The 20,072-nt window shown below is 69.9% G+C and carries 20 protein-coding genes; 2 read left to right on the top strand and 18 right to left on the bottom strand.

Features of this window, described 5'->3' with window-relative positions:
- Position 1: 1 nt before the first annotated feature.
- Together trhP and BLR99_RS08600 are read right to left on the bottom strand one after the other, a co-directional pair.
- The gene (gene trhP, locus BLR99_RS08605; RefSeq protein ID WP_074687059.1) at positions 2-1,405 is read right to left on the bottom strand and encodes a prephenate-dependent tRNA uridine(34) hydroxylase TrhP; all 1,404 of its coding nucleotides are present in this window, start codon (positions 1,403-1,405) and stop codon (positions 2-4) included.
- Positions 1,406-1,488: 83 nt separating this feature from the next.
- Positions 1,489-2,406 carry a LysR family transcriptional regulator gene (locus BLR99_RS08600; protein WP_074687057.1) on the bottom strand — a complete coding sequence of 306 codons (918 nt, stop codon included), beginning with the start codon at positions 2,404-2,406 and terminating at the stop codon, positions 1,489-1,491.
- Between the two features lie 195 nt (positions 2,407-2,601).
- Between BLR99_RS08600 and BLR99_RS08595 the strand changes: the two genes are divergently transcribed.
- Positions 2,602-3,360 (top strand): sulfite exporter TauE/SafE family protein, encoded by a 759-nt coding sequence (locus tag BLR99_RS08595; RefSeq protein ID WP_011795330.1) that lies wholly within the window; start codon positions 2,602-2,604, stop codon positions 3,358-3,360.
- Positions 3,361-3,399: 39 nt separating this feature from the next.
- Here the strand turns inward: BLR99_RS08595 and BLR99_RS08590 are convergent, their stop codons facing one another.
- From BLR99_RS08590 to cyoA, 7 genes are read right to left on the bottom strand one after another with little or no spacing between them, the layout of a single operon-like run.
- Positions 3,400-3,933, bottom strand: coding sequence for a response regulator transcription factor (locus tag BLR99_RS08590; RefSeq protein ID WP_011795331.1), 534 nt, complete (start codon positions 3,931-3,933; stop codon positions 3,400-3,402).
- Positions 3,923-5,335, bottom strand: a complete 1,413-nt coding sequence (locus tag BLR99_RS08585) for an ATP-binding protein (RefSeq protein ID WP_081436452.1) — start codon at positions 5,333-5,335, stop codon at positions 3,923-3,925. Before BLR99_RS08585 ends, BLR99_RS08590 begins: the two co-directional genes overlap by 11 nt.
- Positions 5,301-6,149 carry an SURF1 family protein gene (locus BLR99_RS08580; RefSeq protein WP_083369974.1) on the bottom strand — a complete coding sequence of 283 codons (849 nt, stop codon included), beginning with the start codon at positions 6,147-6,149 and terminating at the stop codon, positions 5,301-5,303. The genes BLR99_RS08585 and BLR99_RS08580 overlap by 35 nt, the downstream gene beginning before the upstream one ends.
- Positions 6,150-6,156: 7 nt before the next feature.
- Entirely contained in the window at positions 6,157-6,585 is a 429-nt protein-coding gene (gene cyoD, locus BLR99_RS08575) for a cytochrome o ubiquinol oxidase subunit IV (protein WP_011795334.1), read from the bottom strand.
- 2 nt (positions 6,586-6,587) lie between these two features.
- Positions 6,588-7,220 (bottom strand): cytochrome o ubiquinol oxidase subunit III, encoded by a 633-nt coding sequence (gene cyoC, locus BLR99_RS08570; RefSeq protein ID WP_011795335.1) that lies wholly within the window; start codon positions 7,218-7,220, stop codon positions 6,588-6,590.
- A complete protein-coding gene (gene cyoB, locus BLR99_RS08565; protein WP_011795336.1) occupies positions 7,213-9,216 on the bottom strand; it encodes a cytochrome o ubiquinol oxidase subunit I in 2,004 nt (667 codons plus the stop codon). The genes cyoC and cyoB overlap by 8 nt, the downstream gene beginning before the upstream one ends.
- Before the next feature lie 56 nt (positions 9,217-9,272).
- Positions 9,273-10,322, bottom strand: a complete 1,050-nt coding sequence (gene cyoA, locus BLR99_RS08560; RefSeq protein WP_011795337.1) for a ubiquinol oxidase subunit II — start codon at positions 10,320-10,322, stop codon at positions 9,273-9,275.
- A 279-nt stretch (positions 10,323-10,601) separates the two neighbouring features.
- On the opposite strand from cyoA, the gene BLR99_RS08555 reads away from it, so the two are divergent.
- Entirely contained in the window at positions 10,602-11,936 is a 1,335-nt protein-coding gene (locus BLR99_RS08555) for an MFS transporter (RefSeq protein WP_011795338.1), read from the top strand.
- A gap of 150 nt (positions 11,937-12,086) precedes the next feature.
- Here BLR99_RS08555 and tolA read toward each other — a convergent pair whose 3' ends face one another.
- From tolA to BLR99_RS08510, 9 genes are all read right to left on the bottom strand, one after another.
- Positions 12,087-13,109, bottom strand: coding sequence for a cell envelope integrity protein TolA (gene tolA, locus BLR99_RS08550; protein WP_074687055.1), 1,023 nt, complete (start codon positions 13,107-13,109; stop codon positions 12,087-12,089).
- 55 nt (positions 13,110-13,164) lie between these two features.
- Positions 13,165-13,590, bottom strand: coding sequence for an ExbD/TolR family protein (locus BLR99_RS08545; protein ID WP_011795340.1), 426 nt, complete (start codon positions 13,588-13,590; stop codon positions 13,165-13,167).
- A gap of 30 nt (positions 13,591-13,620) precedes the next feature.
- The gene (gene tolQ, locus BLR99_RS08540; protein ID WP_011795341.1) at positions 13,621-14,322 is read right to left on the bottom strand and encodes a protein TolQ; all 702 of its coding nucleotides are present in this window, start codon (positions 14,320-14,322) and stop codon (positions 13,621-13,623) included.
- Entirely contained in the window at positions 14,319-14,741 is a 423-nt protein-coding gene (gene ybgC / locus BLR99_RS08535) for a tol-pal system-associated acyl-CoA thioesterase (protein WP_011795342.1), read from the bottom strand. The genes tolQ and ybgC overlap by 4 nt, the downstream gene beginning before the upstream one ends.
- 23 nt (positions 14,742-14,764) lie before the next feature.
- The gene (locus BLR99_RS08530) at positions 14,765-15,949 is read right to left on the bottom strand and encodes a pyridoxal phosphate-dependent aminotransferase (RefSeq protein WP_074687054.1); all 1,185 of its coding nucleotides are present in this window, start codon (positions 15,947-15,949) and stop codon (positions 14,765-14,767) included.
- 102 nt (positions 15,950-16,051) lie between these two features.
- Positions 16,052-16,612 (bottom strand): transcription antitermination factor NusB, encoded by a 561-nt coding sequence (gene nusB / locus BLR99_RS08525; protein ID WP_074687052.1) that lies wholly within the window; start codon positions 16,610-16,612, stop codon positions 16,052-16,054.
- On the bottom strand, positions 16,609-17,073 hold the full coding sequence (ribH, locus tag BLR99_RS08520; protein ID WP_011795345.1) for a 6,7-dimethyl-8-ribityllumazine synthase: 465 nt from the start codon (positions 17,071-17,073) through the stop codon (positions 16,609-16,611). The genes nusB and ribH overlap by 4 nt, the downstream gene beginning before the upstream one ends.
- A gap of 7 nt (positions 17,074-17,080) precedes the next feature.
- Positions 17,081-18,202: a bifunctional 3,4-dihydroxy-2-butanone-4-phosphate synthase/GTP cyclohydrolase II gene (ribBA, locus tag BLR99_RS08515; protein WP_074687050.1), complete on the bottom strand. Its 1,122-nt coding sequence runs from the start codon at positions 18,200-18,202 to the stop codon at positions 17,081-17,083.
- Between the two features lie 59 nt (positions 18,203-18,261).
- Entirely contained in the window at positions 18,262-19,962 is a 1,701-nt protein-coding gene (locus tag BLR99_RS08510) for a T6SS phospholipase effector Tle1-like catalytic domain-containing protein (protein WP_074687048.1), read from the bottom strand.
- Positions 19,963-20,072: the final 110 nt, after the last annotated feature.

Here is a 20,072-nt window from a genome sequence, read left to right as displayed (position 1 = left end):
GTCAGGGCCGTGCCTGCGCGGGCTCCGCGGTGGCCGGATCGAGGATGCGCGCGAGCATCGCGCCTTCCGCCGGGCCTTCCAGCGGAATGCGCACGCGCAGCGGACTGCCCGCCGCCACGTGCAGGGGCTCGCCGCTCGCGGCCGCCCGCATGCGTTCCAGGCGGACCGTGCGGTTGCCCGCGGGGTGGATGATTTCCAGCCGGTCGCCGACCGCGAAGCGGTTCCTGGTCTCCACCTCGGCCCAGCCTCCGCCGCAGGCCACCACCTCGCCCACGAACAGGCTGCGCACGGGCTGCGAACTGCCCGTGCCATAGTTCTGCAGGTCCTGCGCCGGATGGCGCTGCAGGAAGCCGGCCGTGTAGCCGCGGTGGGCCAGCCCGTCGAGTTCCACCAGCAGGGCGGGATCGAAATCCCGGCCCGCCACCGCATCGTCGATGGCGCGGCGGTACACCTGGGCGGTGCGCGCCACGTAGTAGCGGCTCTTGGTGCGGCCTTCGATCTTGAGGGAATCCACGCCCATGGCCACGAGCCGGTGCACGTGCTCCACGGCGCGCAGGTCGCGGCTGTTGAGGATGTAGGTGCCGTGTTCGTCTTCCATCACCGGCATCAGCTCGCCGGGGCGTTCCTTTTCTTCCAGCAGGTAGGCGTGGTCGGCCAGCGGATGGCGGGGCGCGCCGCCGCAGGCCGCGAAGGCGCCGTCGGCCCGGGCCTGCTCCGCCTGCGGATCGAAGCCGCCGTCCAGCGGCAGCGGCCGGACCTCGCCGCTGTCGGTGGCGTCCGTGCCCGGCGATGCCGCATAGCTCCAGCGGCAGGCATTGGTGCAGGTGCCCTGGTTGGCATCGCGCCGGTTGAAATAGCCCGATAGCAGGCAGCGGCCGGAGTAGGCGATGCACAGTGCGCCATGCACGAACACTTCCAGCTCGATGTCCGGGCACTGCTGTCGTATGCCCTCGATCTCGTCCAGGCTCAGTTCGCGTGAGAGGATGATGCGCGCCAGGCCCATGCGCTGCCAGAACTTCACGGCCATCGCGTTCACCGTGTTGGCCTGTACCGACAGGTGGATGGGCATGTCGGGCCAGCGCTCGCGCACCAGCATGATGAGGCCCGGGTCGGCCATGATGAGCGCGTCGGGCCCCAGGGCGATCACCGGCTCGATGTCGCGCAGGTAGGTGCGCACCTTGTCGTCGTGCGGCAGCAGGTTGCTGGTCACGAAGAACTTGCGGCCGCGCGCATGCGCCTCGCGGATGCCCTGGCCGATCTGTTCGAGCCGGAATTCGTTGTTGCGTGCCCGCAGGGAATAGCGCGGCTGGCCCGCATAGACGGCGTCGGCGCCGAAATCGTAGGCCGTGCGCATCCTGTCGAGGGAGCCGGCGGGCAGCAGCAGTTCGGGCGGGCGGAGCGTCATGGGAGCAGGGCAGGGCGCGGTGGAGCGCGCGATTGTGGCGCCTGGCCGCGGCGCGCTCCTTGACCTGGCGCAGGCTTTTGTCCTCAGCCTCCGGCCCCGCGCCATCCGGCAAGGTGGTCCAGCAGCGCGCGGGCATGCCGGGGCAGGGCGTCCGCGGCTCCGCCGCCGTCCGCGCGCACGCACAGCACCAGCTCCCGCGCGGCCCAGGCGTCGGACAGCGCCACGCGCCGGATGCCGGTGGAGCGGGCCAGGCGCACCGCCGCCGCGCGCGGCACGATGGCCACGAGGCCCGCGCCCAGCCCCACGAGGCGGCAGACCGCATCGACATGCTGCAGGCGCGCGCGGTAGCGCAGCCGCTGGCCCTGGCGCCGCGCCTGTCGGGCGAGGTGGGCCTGCAGCGCGCTGTCGTCCGGCAGGCCGGCGAAGTCCTCCTGCGCCGCGTCCGCCAGCGCGATGCGGCCGCGGCCGGCCAGCGGATGGCCGCGGGGCACCACGAGGTCCAGCGGGTCGGCCACGAAAGGCAGGACTGCCAGTCCCTGCAGGTCGGCGGAGCGCGAGGCGATGCCGATGTCGCACAGGCCGTCGCGCACGCCATCGGCCACGCCGTCGCTGGAGCGCTCCTGCGCGTCCACCGCGATGCGGGAATGCGCCGCCAGGAAGGCGGCCAGCGGCGCGGGCAGGTGTTCGCTCATGGCGGAGGTGTTGCAGAGCAGGCGCACGTGGCCGGCCAGGCCGCTGCCGTGCGCGCCGAGTTCGCCGCGCAGTTGCTCCACCTGCTGCAGCACGATGCGCGCATGGTGCGCCAGCGTCTGCCCGGCCGGGGTGGCGCGCACTCCGCGCCGGCCCCGGACCAGCAGCGGCGCGCCGAGCGCCTGCTCCATCGCGAGCAGGCGCTCGCTGGCCGACGCCAGCGCCAGGTGCGCCCGCTCCGCGCCCGCCGTGATCGTGCCGGCCTCGTGCACGTGGAGGAAGAGCCGCAGGTCCGTCAGGTCGAAGCGCATGTGGCACGCTAACACAGGTGGCGTTCTGGCTCCGGAAAATCCGAAGGCTGGCCACGGAACATCCGCATGGCGCCCGTTGGCGGCCGCTTCCAGAATCGCTGCAGGTGCCCGGGATGGGGCCTGGCACGGTGCTTCCGGCCGGGCCGCGACGCATGCCACGGCACCGGTGGACGGCGATGGCAACAGGAGCGGAACATGGCGGAAACGGGATGGATGCAGGCATGGGCGCCGGATGCGCTGGCGGCGGCGCTGGTGTTCGTGCTGGCGGGCCTGGTGAAGGGCGTGGTCGGGCTCGGGCTGCCCACCGTGTCCATGGCGCTGCTCGCGCTCTGGATGTCCCCGGCGCAAGCCGCCGCGCTGCTGGTGGTGCCTTCGCTCGCGACCAATGTCTGGCAGATGGGGCCCTGGCGCGAGGCGCGCGCGCTGCTGCGGCGGCATGCCGGGCTGCAGGCGGGCATCTGCGCAGGCACCTGGCTGGGCGCATGGTGGCTGGGCCCGCCGCAGGGGGCGGGCGCGCGCATGGCGCTGGGGGCGGCGCTCATCGCCTACGCGGGCTGGTCGCTGTCGGGCGCGCGGCTGCCGGCCATGGCCGGCAAGCCCTCCCACGCACTCGGGTTCGCCGTGGGGGCCGTCACGGGCGCCATCACCGCGGCGACGGGCGTGTTCGTGGTGCCGGCCGTTCCCTACCTGCAGGCGCTGGGTCTGCAGCGCGATGCGCTGGTGCGGGCGATGGGGTCGTGCTTCACCGTGTCCACGCTCGCGCTGGGCGCGGGCCTGGCATCGCAGGCCCGGCTGCCGGCCGCCACGCTGGCCGGTTCGGTGCTGCTGCTCGCGCCGGCACTGGCGGGCATGGCCCTCGGCGGCCGCCTGCGGCGGCACCTGTCGCAGGAAGCCTTCCGCCGCTGCCTGATGGTCGGGCTGCTGGCGCTCGGCCTGGGCATGCTGTTCGGGTAGTGTCCGGGCGCCAGCCAAGCGTCAGGCGCGGCGGGCAGGTCACACCCGCTGCTTGCCGAGCTTGCGGGTGAGCGTGCGGCGATGCATGCCGAGGCGGCGCGCGGCCTCGGAGATGTTGAAGTCCGTCTCGGCCAGCACCTCGTGGATGCGCTCCCACTCCAGGGTCTTGATGGAACTGGACCGGTTGGTCAGTTCCACCTCGGTGTTGCCTTCGGAAAGGCCGAAGGCGGTTTCGATGTCGTCGGTGTTGGAGGGCTTGGCGAGGTAATGGCATGCGCCGAGCTTCACCGCTTCCACCGCCGTGGCGATGCTCGCGAAGCCGGTCAGCACCACGATGCGCATGGCGGGGTTGCGGGCGTGCAGTTTCTGCACGCAGGCCAGGCCCGAGGCTTCGCCCTTGAGCTTGAGGTCCACGACCGCGTAGCCGGGCGCATGCAGGACCAGCAGGTCCTCCACGCCGGCCAGGCTGTCGGCATGCAGCACGCGGTAGCCGCGGCGCTCGAAGGAGCGTGCCAGTGTCCTGGCGAGGGCTTCGTCGTCCTCCACGATCAGCAGCAGGCGTTCATCGTCCATGGTGTATGTGTCCGGTGGGTGGCAGCGCGACCGCCGACAGCGGCAGCCGGATGCTGACCTCGGCGCCGCGCTCCGGCAGGTTGCGGGCCGTGACGCTGCCGCCGAGGGTGCGCGCCACGTTCATGGCCAGGAACAGGCCCAGCCCGCCCCCCGCGCGGCCCTTGCTCGACTGGTAGGGCTTGCCGAGCCGCGCAAGGATGGCCGGCTCGAACCCGGGGCCGGCATCGGTCACGGTGATGCGCAGCAGGTCGGCATCGCGCTCGACGGCCATCCCCACCCAGTCGGGCGAGGCGTCCCGCGCATTGTCCAACACATTGAAAACCATCTGCTGCAGCATGGTGTCCGACACCATGGGCGTGTCGGCGCCGAAGCGGTTGTCGTAGTCGAATGCGGCGATGGCGCGCGTGGCCCTCCAGTCCCGCGCGAGCGCATCGACGAAGGTGCGCACCGTGGTCTGCGCGGACGCCTCGCCGCGCGCTTCGCCGGCAGACAGCAGGATGCCGCTCACGATGCTCTTGCAGCGCTGCACCTGGACCTGCATTTCCTCGATCTCGTCCTGCAGCATGCGGTCGGCGGCCAGCCGCTCGTCGTGCCGCCAGTCGCCCAGGATGACGGCCATGGTGGACAGCGGCGTGCCCAGTTCGTGGGCCGCGCCCGAGGCCAGCAGGCCCATGCGCACGATGTGCTCCTCCTCCATGGCGCGCTGGCGCGCCGCCGCCAGCCGCGCATCGCGCTGGCGCAGGTTGCGCTCGATGCGGGTGATGAAGATGACCACCAGGATCGCGTTGAGCAGGAAGCACACCAGCAGGCCCAGCAGGTACGGGCTGGACAGGCCGCGGTGCAGGTCCGCGGGCACGGGCAGCGGCAGGTTGAAGCGCGAAAGCGCCGCGAAGCAGCCGGTGGTGATCGCCACGATCGACCAGATGTAGCCGCCGCGCAGCAGCACCGCGCCGACCGCGATCTGCAGCAGGTAGAGGAAGACGAATGGATTGCCGGTGCCGCCGCTCAGGTAGAGCTGCACCGTGAGCACCGCCACGTCGATCAGCAGCGCCAGGAACAGCTCCACCTGCCGCACGCCGTGCCCGGTGCGCCAGCGCACCAGACTGACGAGGTTGAAGAGCACCAGGCAGCCCACGACCATGAGCATCTCGCGCACCGGCAGGGTCAGCCCGAGGCTGTAGTAGGCGACCTCGATGGTGAACACCTGGCCGATGGCGGCCACCCAGCGCAACTGGATGAGCTGGTGCAGATTCTTGAGGCCCGCGGCCGCGTTCGCGTAGCGCGCATTGCGCACCGAAGGCGCGGCAGGCCCGGCCGGGGGAGGCTTCGCGCCGGGCACCGCGGAAGGCGCTGTGCCCGGGCCGGAATCAGGGAGTGGGGCGGTCGGAGGGGTGGAGGGCACGGTCGGCTGCGCGCGAACGAAACTCGTAGCGTGCCACATACCAGCCCGCGCCGACAACCATCAGCGCCAGCCCGTACCACGTGAGCGCATACACGAGGTGGCTGTTGGGGAAGCGGATCACGGTCATGCCGGCACGGGGCCAGGGGCCGGCGCTGGCGGCCGCGCCTTCCGCGATCGCCTGCGGCGGCCGCTGCGCGGGCAGGCCGGCATCGATGAAGAATGGCGCGGCGCGCGGCAATTGCCGGTCCGCGGCGATGGCCGCGACATCGCGCGAGTACCAGCGCTGCCGGGCCGGATCGTTGGCGCGCAGCAGGCTGCCGCCCGGCTCGCTCATGCGCAGCAGGCCCTGCACGGAGGACTGTGCGCCGCCCGCGTCCGCGGCGGCCAGCGCATCGCCGCCCGGCAGCCAGCGCGCGCGCTGGTCCTGCGGCACGAAGCCGCGGTTGACCAGCACCTGCGTGCCGTCGGCCTGCTGCAGCGGCGTCATCACCCAGAAGCCCGAGCCCAGTTCGGTGGTGGCCTGCGCGAGCACGGTCCGGTCGGAGAGCCAGCGGCCCGTGGCCGCGACGGGCAGGTATTCGTAGCCGGCGGCGTCCACCTGCGGCCATCGTGCGGGCGGCGGCACGGGCACGGGCGCGGCATGCACGCGCTGGTCCACGCGCTCGATCAGCGCCAGCTTCCAGGCCCGTCGCTGCACCTGCCAGGTGCCCAGGGCCAGGAAACCCAAAAACAAGGCGATGCCCACCAGGATGAGCATCGCCTTCAGGAAGGGGGAGCGCCGGCGCGGGCCGGCCTCCAGATTGCCTTGCGCCACCGCGTCGTCAGGGCGCGTTGTTCACCGGCGGGGGCAGGGGCGCCGTGGACGCGGGCATGGTGTGCTCCGGCATCATGTTCGTGTTCATGTGGAACATCACCCACAGCGTGCCGGCGATGGCGATGGCCACGAACACCACGGTGAAGATGGTGGACAGCATGGTCCAGCCGCCTTCCACCTTGCCGTTCATGTGCAGGAAGCAGACCATGTGGACCAGGATCTGCACCACGGCGAAGGCGCCGAGCACCAGCACGGCCGTGTTGCGGTCGGAGATCACCTTGGCCATGACGAGCCAGAACGGGATCGCCGTGAGGATGACCGACAGCACGAAGCCGACCATGTAGCCCGAGAAGGTGCTGTGCGGGCCGTCGTCGTGGTGGTGGTCGTCATGCCCTGCGTGGGCGTGTGCGTGTGCGTGCGAATTCTGTGCGCTCATGTTTACAGCACCCCCATCAGGTACACAAAGGTGAAGACGCCGATCCAGACCACGTCCAGGAAGTGCCAGAACATCGACAGGCACATCAGGCGGCGCTTGTTCTCGTGGATCAGGCCATGCTTTCCGATCTGGATCATCAGCACCACCAGCCAGATCAGGCCGAAGGTGACGTGCAGCCCGTGGGTGCCCACCAGCGTGAAGAAGGCCGACAGGAAGGCGCTGCGCTGCGGGCCCGCGCCCTGATGGATCAGGTGGTGGAACTCGTAGAGCTCCAGGCCCAGGAAGCACAGGCCGAACAGGCCCGTGATCGCCAGCCAGCCCAGCGTGCCGCGCACGTTGCCCTTCTGCTTCTGCAGCATGGCGAAGCCGAAGGTGATGGACGACAGCAGCAGGAAGGCCGTGTTGATGGCCACCAGCGTGAGATCGAAGAGCTGCGCGCCGGTCGGGCCGGCGGCGTAGCTGCGGCCCAGCACGCCGTAGGTGGCGAACAGCGCGGCGAAGATGAGGCAGTCGCTCATCAGGTAGAGCCAGAAGCCCAGGGCGGTGCCGTTCTCTGGATGGGGCTCCTCCGCGAGGTGGTAGTCGCGGGAAGCCAGGGCGCCTGCGGCGCCGGCTTGGTATCGGATATCAGACATGGCGGGCGAGTTGGAGAGTGCGGGCTTCTTCGGTCGTGCCGACTTCATCGGCGGGGATGTAGAAGTCGCGCTTGTAGTTGAACGTGTGGATGATCGCGGCCAGCACGATGCCGGCGAACGACACGCCCGCGAGCAGCCACATGTGCCAGATCAGGGCGAAGCCGAGCACCAGCGAGAGTCCGGAGATCACTGCACCCGCGCCGGTGTTGGCCGGCATGTGGATCGGCTGGAAGCCGGCCAGGGGACGCTTGTAGCCGTGCTTCTTCATGTCCCACCAGGCGTCGATCTCGTGCACGCGGGGCGTGAACGCGAAGTTGTACTGGGGCGGGGGCGAGGAAGTGGCCCACTCCAGCGTGCGCGCATCCCACGGGTCGCCCGTGAAGTCGCGCAGCTGGTCGCGCTTGAGGTAGCTCACCGCGAGCTGGATCAGGAAGCAGGCGATGCCCAGGGCGATGAGGCCCGCGCCGATGGCGGCGATCACGAACCAGATCTGCAGGGACGGGTCCTCGAAGTGGTTGACGCGGCGCGTCACGCCCAGCAGGCCCAGGACGTACAGGGGAGCGAACGCCACCCAGAAGCCCACCACCCACAGCCAGAAGGAGCGCACGCCCCAGGTGCGGTCCAGCTTGTAGCCGAAGGCCTTGGGGAACCAGTAGTTGATGCCGGCGAACAGGCCGAACAGCACGCCGCCGATGATCACGTTGTGGAAGTGGGCGATCAGGAACAGGCTGTTGTGCAGCACGAAGTCGGCCGGGGGCACGGCCAGCAGCACGCCGGTCATGCCGCCGATGGCGAAGGTGGCCATGAACGCCACGGTCCACATCATGGGCAGCTCGAAGCGGATGCGGCCCTTGTACATGGTGAACAGCCAGTTGAAGATCTTCGCGCCCGTCGGGATCGAGATGATCATCGTCGTGATGCCGAAGAACGTGTTCACGCTGGCGCCGGAGCCCATCGTGAAGAAGTGGTGCAGCCAGACCAGGTACGACAGGATGGTGATCACCACCGTGGCGTAGACCATGGAGGTGTAGCCGAACAGGCGCTTGCGGCAGAACGTGGCGACCACCTCGGAGAAGATGCCGAAGGCGGGCAGGATCAGGATGTACACCTCGGGGTGGCCCCAGATCCAGATCAGGTTCACGTACAGCATCGGGTTGCCGCCGAAGTCGTTCGTGAAGAAGTTCGTGCCGACGTAGCGGTCCAGCGACATCAGCACCAGGGCGGCCGTCAGCACCGGGAAGGAGGCCACGATCAGGGCGTTGGTGCACAGGGACGTCCAGGTGAAGATGGGCATCTTCATCAGGTTCATGCCGGGTGCGCGCATCTTGATGATCGTGACGATCAGGTTGATGCCCGAGAGCGTGGTGCCGACCCCCGCGACCTGCAGCGCCCATATGTAGTAGTCCAGCCCCGTTCCCGGGTTCTGCGCGCCCAGGTTGGAGAGGGCCAGCCAGCCGGAGGTGGAGAACTCGCCGAGGAACAGCGAGATCATCACCAGGATGGCGCCGGCCGTGGTCATCCAGAAGCTGAAGTTGTTCAGGAACGGGAACGCCACGTCGCGCGCGCCGATCTGCAGCGGTACGACGTAGTTCATGAGGCCGGTGACCAGCGGCATCGCCACGAAGAAGATCATGATCACGCCGTGGGCGGTGAAGATCTGGTCGTAGTGGTGCGGCGGCAGGTAGCCCATGTTGTCGCCGAAGGCGACGGCCTGCTGCAGGCGCATCATCACAGCGTCGGCGAAGCCGCGCAGCAGCATCACCAGGCCGAGGATCATGTACATGATCCCGATCTTCTTGTGGTCGATGCTGCAGACCCAGTCACGCCACAGCGGGCCCCAGAGGCGGAAGCGCGTGACCGCGGCCAGCACGGCGATGCCGCCCAGCATCACGGCGATGAAGGTCCACAGCACGATGGGTTCGTGCGCCATCGGCACGGAGTCCCAGGTGAGCCGTCCCAGGGCCCAGTGGGACGCGGTAATTTGTTCGGAGGACATATCGGGTTTCTTCTGGTGGGGGCCGGCTCCGCTCGCGCGGCGCCGGCCCTGCAGGGTCATTGCGGGGTGGTGGCGGACGCGGTCTCGCGCGTCGTTTCCAGGGAGGCGATCACGCGCGCGGAATTCTCGGCCGTGCACACGTCCTGGGGCAGGTTCAGGCCGACGGCCTTGAGGTAGGCCTCACCGCCGTTGGCATCGATGGCCATCATGTGGTGCATGCACATCTTGCCGTCCTCGACGCAGCGGTTGAGCACCTTCTCGTAGAGGCCGGCTTCGACGGATGCGAAGCGCTCCACGGGGTTGCGCTCGCTGGGCTTGGCGAGGGCGAGATAGGTCTTGGCGTCCAGCGCCTTGCCGGAACCTTTGGCGTCGGCGACCCACTTGTCGAAGTCGCCGTCGCTCAGGCCGTGGAACTTGAACGTCATGCCGGAGAAGCCCGGGCCGCTGTAGTGCGACGAGAAGCCGTGGAAGACGCCGGCCTTGTTGATGATGGCGTTCAGCTCGGTCTGCATGCCGGGCATGGCGTAGATCATGCCGGCGAGGTCGGGCACGTAGAACGCGTTCATCGTCGAGGTGGACGTCAGCTTGAAGAGGATGGGGCGGTCCACGGGAGCGGCCACTTCGTTCACCGTGGCGATGCCTTGCTCGGGGTAGAAGAAGGCCCACTTCCAGTCCATGGCCACCACCTGGATCTCCAGCGGCTTGACGCTGGCCGGCAGCGCGCGGGCGGCATCGATGCGGTCCAGCGGGCGGTACGGGTCGAGCTTGTGGGTGCTGATCCAGGTCAGCGCCCCCAGGGCGATGATGATCATCAGGGGAACGGTCCAGATCACCAGTTCCAGCGTGGTGGAGTGGTGCCAGTCGGGGTCGTACTCGGCCTCGGTGTTCGACTGGCGGTATTTCCAGGCGAAGAGGAAGGTGAGCAGGATCACCGGGACGATGATGATCAGCATCAGCAGCGTGGCGGTCACCACCAGCTGGCCTTGCTGCGCGGCGATGTCACCCGCCGGGTTGAGGACGACGGCCTTGCTGCAGCCGGCGAGGCTGGCAGCCAGTGCGGCCGCGCCGAGCCACGCGGGCCCGCGGAGTTTCATGGTTTTCAGCATGCTTTGGGAGGGCGTAACGAAAAGCGCGTTTAGGGCAAACGCGGATTACAGGACCGGGCAAATGTAATACTTTGGAAGGCTGTGTCGATTGGACATTTTGTCCAAGGTCAAGGCACGCCCCTCCAGCGCGGCCTGGCGCGGCCCGCAGGCCGATGAGCGCAAAACCATGGCATGTGTAAGGGTTTGTCCGACCCCTCCTAAGGGAAAAGGCGCCTTGTGGGGGCCACGGACGGGGTGTAGAACGGAAGCCGTGTTCAGCATGAATCGAGGAGCGTTCATATGAGTGGGCTTGCTGCTTCCGCCTATCCCTCCGGGAGTTTCCATCACGAGGAATCCCTGTCCCATGCGGACACCCATGAAGAAGCCACGCCCAGCGAGATCGCGGTCGGCGTGATCATCGGGCGTTCGTCCGAGTATTTCGACTTCTTCGTCTTCGGCATCGCCTGCGTGCTGGTGTTCCCGTCGTTCGTCTTTCCCTTCATGACGCGCCTGGACGGCACGCTGATGGCCTTCGCGATCTTCGCGCTCGCCTTCGTCGCCCGTCCCGTGGGGACCGCCATCTCGATGGCGGTGCAGCGGCGCTGGGGGCGCGGCACCAAGCTGACGCTCGCCCTGTTCCTGCTGGGCGCCTCCACGGCGGGCATGGCGTTCCTGCCGAGCTACAACAGCGTGGGCCACATCGCCATCATCGCCCTGGTCGTGCTGCGCCTGGGCCAGGGGGTGGCGCTGGGCGGTACCTGGGACGGCCTTCCCTCGCTGCTGGCCATGTCCGCCCCGCCGGAGCGGCGTGGCTGGTACGCCATGATCGGGCAACTGGGCGCGCCGGTCGGCTTCGCGCTCGCGGCCAGCCTGTTCGCCTATCTCTACTCCAACCTGTCGGTGCAGGAGTTCCTCGACTGGGGCTGGCGCTTTCCGTTCTTCGTCGCCTTCGCGATCAACGTGGTGGCGCTTTTCGCCCGCCTGCGCCTGATCGTCGGCCAGTCCTATACCGAGATGATGCAGCAGCGCGAGCTGGAGCCCGTGGGTGCGCTGGAACTCATGCGCAGCGAAGGCCGCAACGTGGTGCTGGGCGCCTTCGCCGCGCTGGCGAGCTTCGCGCTCTTCCACGTGGTCACGGTGTTCCCGCTGTCGTGGATCTCGATGTATTCCGAGCAGTCGATCACCCACGTGCTGGGCGTGCAGATCGCCGGTGCCTTCTGCGCGGCCGTCGCCATCGCCATCTCCGGCCGCCTGGCCGACCGGGTGGGCCGCCGCAACACGCTGGGCGCCATGGCCTGCCTGATCGGGGTGTTCAGCCTGGTCACGCCGTGGCTGCTCAGCAGCGGCACGGTAGGCAACAACATCTTCATCCTGGTGGGCTTCGTGCTGCTGGGCCTGTCGTACGGTCAGGCTTCCGGCACGGTGACGGCCAATTTCTCGCCGCGCTTCCGCTACACGGGGGCCGCGCTGTCGGCCGATCTCGCCTGGCTGGTCGGCGCCGCGTTCGCGCCGCTGGTCGCCCTGGGCCTGTCGGCCAAGTTCGGGCTGATCGCTGTGAGCGTGTACCTGCTGTCCGGCGTGGTCTGCACGCTGCTGGCGCTGCGGATCAACCGCCTGATCGAGCGCCGCGAATGACCGGGGAATGACGAGGACGGCGCGCCGCAGGGCGCGCCTGCAGCGCGAGGAGAAGCGCGAAAGAACAAAGCCCGCGTCCTGCGGGCTTTGTTCTTTGGATGGTGTCCCTGCCACGCGGGCCGCCCAGGATGCGGCGCCGGCTGCCGCGGATCAGTCCTTGGGGCGGAAGCCGATGACCAGCGACGAGGGCACGCGGCCGTCCACGTCGCGCGGCAGGGTGTCGGTTTTCTCGAGCGCGCGCACCACGGCGTCGTCCCAGGACTTGTTGCCGCTGGACTTGGTGACGCGGATGCCCACGATGGTGCCGTCGGGCGAGGCTCGCACTTCCACTTCGGTGCGCAGGTTGTCGGAGATGGCGTCCGGATAGACGATGTTCGGCCGCACCTTGGCCGCGACCTTGCCGCCGTAGCTGCCCGACGGGCCGGAGCTGCGCTGGGCATTGCCGGTGGCGGTTTCGCCGCCGGTGGCACCCGCCAGGCCCTGCATGCGGCGCAGGTTCTCCTGGCGCAGCGCTTCCAGGCGCTTCGCTTCCGCGGCTTCGGCCTTGCGTTTTTCTTCCGCCTTGCGCTTGTCTTCCGCCTGCTTCTTCTGCAGCTGTTCCTGCCGTTCCTTCTCGGCCTGCTGCTTTTCCAGCTTCTCCTGCTGCTCGCGGCGCTCCTTCTCGCGCTGCTCCTTTTCGCGCTGTTGCTGCTGTTCCTTCTCGCGCTGCGCCTTTTCCTTCTGCTGGCGCTCTTTCTTCTCCTGCTCGGCCTGTTCCTTGCGCTCGCGTTCGCGCCGGTCCTGTTCGGCCTGCAACTGGCGTTCCTTCTTCTCCTGCTCGAGGCGCTTTTTCTCGCGTTCGATGGCGATGTCGGCCTCGCGCGGATCGGGCGCGGCCTTCGGAGGCGGCGGCGGCGGCGGGGCCGGCGCGGGCGGTGGCGGGGCGGGGGGCGCGGGCTGCGGCGCCGGCTGGGGCGGTGGCGGCGGGGCGACCGCGGCCGGCGCGGCCTGCCGCGGCACGCTGTCCCATATTTCCGCCTCGATGGCGGGCTGGTCGGCGCTGGTCTTCCAGTTCACGCCCCAGGTCAGGGCACCGATGAGCGCGGCATGGACCAGGACGGCGAGCGCGATGGCGCGCAGGCGTCCTGGCGGACGCGTGGGGGCGAACTGGTCTCGGTCGTTGTGGGCGTGCATCGCGTTCGGGAGCGGCTCCGGGGATCGGCGGCTGGGGCGGAGGAGGTGCCGGGCGTCAGCCGCCCGACTTGACGGTGAGGCCCACGCGCTGCACGCCCGCGCGCTGCAGCGCGTCCATGGCCTTGACCACGGAGTCGTAGGTCACGTTCCGGTCGGCGGTGACCAGCACCGGCGTGCCTTCTTCCTGCGTGGCCTGCCAGGCCTTGGCGGTGGCGCCGAGTTCCTTGAGTGTCACGGGGCGTTCGAGGTCGCCCGTCTTGAGCTGCAGGCTGCCGTCCTTGTGGATGATGACCTGGCCGAAGGCCTTGGGCGCCTTGGCGCCCTTGCCGACGGTGGGCACGTCGATCCGGCTGGGGGTGAGCATGGGCGCGGTCACCATGAAGATGATGAGCAGCACCAGCATCACGTCGATGAAGGGGACCATGTTGATCTCGTTCATCGAGCGGCGGCGGCTGCCGCCGCGCGAGGCCATGGTGGGCATGGGAGGCTCCTTCTCGCGTGCGTGGCGGTGTCAGTGGCCCGAGGCGGAGGCCGGGGCCGCGCCCAGGTTGCGCTGCAGGATGTTCGAGAATTCCTCGATGAAGGTTTCCTGGTGGATGGCCACGCGGTCGATGTCGCGCGCGAAGCGGTTGTAGGCCACCACGGCGGGAATGGCGGCGAACAGGCCGATGGCCGTGGCCACCAGGGCCTCGGCGATGCCGGGGGCCACCGTGGCGAGGGTGACCTGCTCCATGCCCGCGAAGCCGGTGAAGGCGTGCATGATGCCCCACACGGTGCCGAACAGGCCGACGTAGGGGCTCACCGAGGCGACCGATCCGAGGAAGGACAGGCTCGACTCCACCACGTCCATCTCGCGCTGGAAGCTCGCGCGCATGGCGCGGCGGGCGCCGTCGAGCAGGGTGCCGGGGTCGGTGATGCGGCGCTCGCGCAGCTTGTGGAATTCGCGCATGCCGCTGGCGAAGATCCGCTCCATGGGGCCGGCGTTCTTGGCGTTCTGCGCGGCGCTGGCGTAGAGGTCGTTCAGGCTGGTGCCCGACCAGAACTCGCGCTCGAACTCGTCGTTGAGCGACCTGACGCGCTTGAGCGCGAACAGCTTGCGGAAGATGGCGGCCCAGCTGGCGATGGACACGCCGATCAGCAGCGCCATGACGAGTTGCACCACCCAGCTGGCATTGAGCACCAGGTGCAGGATGGACATGTCTTGCGAATTCATGATGATGAGAGTTGTTCCAGAAGATGGGCGGGAATCCGGGCGGGGCGCAGCGTGGCGGCGTCGACCCATCCGATGCGAACGGTGCCCTCGCACAGGGGCGAAGGCTCCGATTCTGTCACGTGCTCCGATTTCAGGAGCGCTCGCTGGCGTATTGTCAGCGATGCCCTTCCACTTTCCTCGAGCGCTGCCGTAACAATCAGTTCATCGTCCAGGCGGGCGGGACGCAAATAGCGCAGGCGCGCGTCGGTTACGACAAACATGCCTCCCGTGAGTTCCCGCAGCCGCTGCTGCTCCACGCCCAGCGAGCGCAGCCATTCGGTGCGCGCGCGCTCGAAGAAGCGCAGGTAGTTGGCGTAGAAGACGATGCCGCCGGCATCCGTGTCTTCCCAGTAGATGCGCACGGGCCATCCGAAGCTCATGGGGGCGTGCCTCGCGCCGCGCGTCAGGCCAGCAGCCGGGACAGCCGTGCCACGGCTTCCTGCAGCTGCGCCATGGAGTTGGCCGTGGAAAAGCGCACGAAGGCCTCGGGGGCGTGGCTGCCGAAGTCGCGCCCCGGCGTGAGGGCCAGGTGGGCGCGGCGCATCACCTCGTGGGCGAAGTTCCAGCTGCCCTCCACGCCCAGGCGCCGGGCGGCGGCGGTGCAGTCGGCCCAGGCGTAGAAGGCGCCGTCCGGCCGCACGGGCACGGACAGGCCCAGGGATTCGAGCGCGGGGATGAAGTAGTCGCGGCGGGCCTTGAACTCGGCGCGGCGGCGTTCGTACTCGGCGATGCTGTCCGGCTCGAAGCAGGCCAGCGCGGCATGCTGCGCCACCGTGCTCGGGCAGATGAAGAGGTTCTGCGCCAGCCGCTCCACGACCGGGACCATGGCCTCGGGCACGACCATCCAGCCCAGGCGCCAGCCCGTCATGTTGAAGTATTTGCTGAAGCTGTTGATGCTGACGATGTCCTCGCCGATCGCGAGCGCCGTGTGCCCGAAGGCCTCTTCGTAGGAGAGGCCGAGGTAGATCTCGTCGATGAGGGTGAAGCCGCCGCGCGCCTGCACGGCGGCATGGATGCGGCGCAGTTCGCCGGGCGCGATCGAGGTGCCCGTGGGGTTGGAGGGCGAGGCCAGCAGCACGCCGCGCGTCTTCGGGCCCCAGTGCGCGGCGACCTTGTCGGCGCTGAGCTGGAAGCGCTCTTCGGCGGTGGAGGGGACGAGCACCGCGCGGCCGTCCGCCGCGCTCACGAAATGGCGGTTGCACGGATAGCTCGGGTCCGGCATGAGGACCTCGTCTCCCTGCTCGATGAGCGCCAGGCAGGCGAGTTGCAGGGCGCCGGAGGCGCCCGCCGTGACCACGATGCGGCGCGCCGGCACCGCCACGCCGAAGCGTTCGGCGTACCAGCCGCCGATGCGTTCGCGCAGCGCTTCCAGGCCGAGGGCATTGGTGTACTGGGTGGCGCCGCTGCGCAGGGCGCGGTCGGCGGCCTCGCGCACCAGCGGCGGCGCGGTGAAGTCGGGCTCGCCGATGTTCAGGAAGATCATCGGCTCCGGGCCGCCGGCCACCTCGCGGGCCAGGGCCTGCGCGGCCTTGGCGATCTCCATCACGTAAAAGGGTTCGATGCGCTCGGCGCGCCGGGAGAACTTCATGGGAGGGATGTCCGAAAGGGGGCTGGGGCGCCGCGCAGCTCCCGTGGGAGCCGGGCGGCAGCCGGGGGGGCGGGCGAAAGAGGTGGGGCGCGCGGCCCGGGCTCAGTCCGTGCGGCCCGCCGCCGCGGCGGGCGCGCGGTCGGCGGCGATCTCGGCCGCCCGCAGCGTGGGCGCCAGGCCGTTGAGCACCCCGTTCACGTACTTGTAGCCGTCGGTGCCGCCGAACTCCTTGGCCAGCTCGACGCACTCGTTGATGACCACGCGCCACGGCACGTCCAGGCAGTTCTGGAACTCGTACACGCCGATCCACATGGTCGCGTGCTCGATGGGGGAGATTTCTTCCAGCGTGCGGTCGAGCTTCGGGGCGATGAGCGCGTCCAGCGCCCCGGCGTTCTCGATGCAGCCGTGCAGCAGGGCGTCGTAGTGCGCCGCATCGGCCTTGTGGAAGCCGGAGAGGTCGCGCGTGAACACGTCGATCGCCGTGGCCTCGTTGCGGCCCACGATGTGCTGGTAGAGGGCCTGCAGCGCGAAGGCGCGCGAGCGGCTGCGGGCCGACTTGGACGCGGCCTTGCGCGCGCCCGTGGACGTGGTGCCCGTGCGCGCCTGCCGCGGCGGGCGCTTGGCGCCGCCGGGCGCCGGGGTAGAGGCGGAATCGTCGCTCAAGACAGCTCCTCCAGCAGGTTCGCCATCTCCACGGCCACGCGCGCCGCGTCGCGGCCCTTCTCGGTCTGGCGGGCGACGGCCTGCTCCAGGTTCTCGGTGGTCAGGATGGCGTTGGCGATCGGCGTCTGGGTATCGAGCGAGACGCGCGTCACGCCGGCACCGGACTCGTTGGCCACCAGCTCGAAGTGGTAGGTTTCGCCGCGGATGATGCAGCCCAGCGCGATGAGCGCGTCGTATTCGTCCTGCTCGGCCAGGGCCTGCAGCGCCAGGGGTACTTCGAGGGCGCCGGGCACGCGCACGTGGCGGATGTTCTTTTCCTGCACGCCCAGGGCGAGCAGCTCTTCGCGGCAAGCGGCCGCCAGGGCCTCGGTGATGCCTTCGTTGAAGCGGGCCTGCACGATGCCGATGTGCAGCTTCCTGCCGTCGAGCCTGTCCGCGGTTCCTTTGTCTGCGCCAAACATGTGTTGCTTATTCCTTGGGGATGTATCCGGTGATCTCGAGGCCGTAGCCGGTCATGCTGGGCAGGCGGCGCTGCTGGCCCATGAGCTGCATGCGCGTGACGCCGCATTCGCGCAGGATCTGCGCGCCGACGCCGTAGGTGCGCAGGTCCATGCGGCCGCGCTCCGGCGCGTGCGATGCGCGCGCGGTGCCGTCGAACTGGGCCAGCAATTGCTCGGCGCTCTCGCCGCAGTTCAGCAGCACCGCCACGCCGCTGCCGTGCCGGGCGATGTGGCGCAGGCTGGCGTCCAGGTCCCAGGAGTGCATGTCGCGGCCCACTTCCAGCGCGTCGAGCACGGACAGCGGCTCGTGCACGCGCACCGGGACGCTGTCGTGCTCGCCCCAGGTGCCGCGCACCAGGGCGATGTGGACCGACTGGCTGGGGCCGTCGCGGAAGGCATGCGCGATGAATTCGCCGGCGGCCGTCTGCAGCGGGCGGGTACCTACCTTCTGCACCAGCGTTTCGTTGCGGCTGCGGTATTCGATGAGGTCGGCGATGGTGCCGATCTTCAGGCCGTGCTCGGCGGCGAACTGCTGCAGGTCGGGCAGGCGGGCCATGGTGCCGTCGTCCTTCATGACCTCGCAGATCACGGCGGACGGGCTGCAGCCTGCCATGGCGGCCAGGTCGCAGCCGGCTTCGGTATGGCCGGCGCGCATGAGCACGCCGCCATCGACCGCCTGCAGCGGGAAGATGTGGCCGGGCTGCACCAGGTCGGAGGCCTTGGCGTCCGGTGCCACGGCGGCCTGCACGGTGCGGGCGCGGTCGGCGGCGGAGATGCCGGTGGTCACGCCCTCGGCGGCCTCGATGGAGGCGGTGAAGGCCGTGCCCATCTTGGTGCCGTTGCGCGCCACCATGGGCGGCAGCCGCAGCAGTTCGCAGCGCTCGCGGGTGAGCGTGAGGCAGATGAGGCCGCGGCCGAAACGCGCCATGAAGTTGATCGCTTCGGGGGTGACGTGGTCGGCGGCCAGGACCAGGTCGCCTTCGTTCTCGCGGTCTTCCTCGTCCACGAGGATGACGATGCGCCCGGCGCGCATCTCCGCCACGATGTCTTCGACGGGCGAGATGGACGCGGGGGGAAGGGGGGTGTTCATGGGGGCGGGCTTTCGGTGGTCCGCGGCGGCCGGACCGCGCCGCCGGGAAAAGGGGGATTTTAGTGCAGGCGGCCGCCTCCCGCGGAGGAGTCCCGGCGTGCGCGTTCCGGGCCGGCCAGGGCACCCTGGCACAGCACGGCCGCCAGCAGCGCCAGGCAGACGAGCTTGGCGGCGCAGAAGACGGCGGCGGCCGTGCCCCAGGGCGCCGCGGCCATGTGCAGCAGGGCGTAGTTGTCTGCCAGGTCCGCAGCCGCCAGCAGGCCCATGAACCAGTGGGCGTGGCGCGGCAGCCAGGCGAGCCGGCGCCCGCGCGGCACCGCCCGCGCCACGAGGCGGCGCAGGGCCCAGGCCATCGGATAGGGAAGCCACAGGGTGTAGGCCAGCACGAAGGCGCCATCCCAGGCCAGCGTCTCGCGCAGGGCGGCGGGGCTGCACGGCGCGTCCGGGGCCGCCTGCCAGGCCGCGGCGAGCTGGGGCAGCGACGGCATGGCGCGCATCCAACCGGGGGCGCCGTCCAGCACGCAGGCACCGCGTCCGGCCAGGGCGGTGGCCGCGACCAGCAGCGCGACCACCACCGGAAGCACCCATCCCAGGGTGCGCCAGGGCTGGGGGCGCGGCACGTGTTCCGCAGGCACCGCGGCCGCGATGGGCAGGGCGCTGGCGTCGATGGCGTCGTCGGGCTGGCGTTCGCGCGCATTCAGCCCGGCCCAGACCCAGTACGGGCAGTCGTAGGCCTGGTCGTGCATGGGCGTGTGCGGGTCTCCGGGCAGCCACTGGCCACGGTCCAGCCGCAGCCCCTGCGCGGAGGCCTCCCCGGCCATCCAGCGCAGGGGTGTGCGCGACAGCCCGTCCCGGGCATAGGAGCCGCCCACGTCGCTGTGCACGCCGCGGAACCAGCGTTGGGCGAAGCTGCGGTGCACGCGCTCGCGGTCGGAGAAATACGGATCGTCGTAGCGCCGGGGCGCATAGGGCACGCGTGATTCGTGCAGGGACATCGCATGCCGGACGTGGGCGAAGCGCTTGCAGGCGAAGCCGGCCGAGTTGGTGATCTTCAGCCCGCCCAGCATTCCGATGCCGATGGATTCGACGGTGTCCCAGACGCCCACGAAATGCACCAGGGGCATGCGGCCCAGGGAAAAGTTCTCGATCACGTCCCGCGCGAAGTCCTCGCGCTCGCGCGAGCCCGACGGGTTGCGGCGCCGCGGCGGCGCGAAATACGTGCGCACCAGGCTCTCCAGCAGCGGCAGCCCTTCCGGGTGGACGAGCCCGTACATGTTGACCATGCCGGCCACGGCGCGCGCGGTGAACGCCCCCCGGGAAAAGCCCAGCAGGTAGATGCGGTCACCGGGCCGGTAGTTGCGCGCGAGGAATTCGTAGGCGCCCGCGATGTTGTGGAAGACGCCGCTGCCGAGCGCCAGGCCCGAGAGCCGGTCGCCGGCCTGCCGTAGCCGGGCGGCGACGTTGGCAGGCGGAAACAGGTTGGCGGTGCCGACGCCCGGGTCGTAGTACACGAGCTGCTCGGGACCGCCGCCCGGCGCGGCAGGGCCCTTGTCCAGCATGCGCAGCAGCTTCACGACGTTGGTGTCCTGCTCGTTGCCCAGGATGTTGCCCGTGCCGTCGAAGAGCAGCACGAGGTTGCGGCCCGGCGCGGCGGCCCAGCGGGCATCGGCTTCGGCGCACTCGCGCAGGATGTCGGCGCGCGTGGGCGCGCCAGCGCTGCGGGCGCCTTGCCGGCGCGCCGCCTCGATGGTGTCGTTCATGGTCCTCTCTCCCTCTTGTTCCCCGCAGGGTGGGACCATTCTGGCGAAGGTGGGCGCCGCTCCGCAAGGGGGGCGGGCGCCTGGGGTCACGTGGGCCGGCCCGTGGACAG

It is taken from the genome of Paracidovorax citrulli (assembly GCF_900100305.1).
Taxonomy (GTDB): Bacteria; Pseudomonadota; Gammaproteobacteria; order Burkholderiales; family Burkholderiaceae_C; genus Paracidovorax; species Paracidovorax citrulli.
The sequence above is the reverse complement of the archived record's forward strand: the minus strand, read 5'-3'. Positions and strand labels throughout refer to the sequence as shown.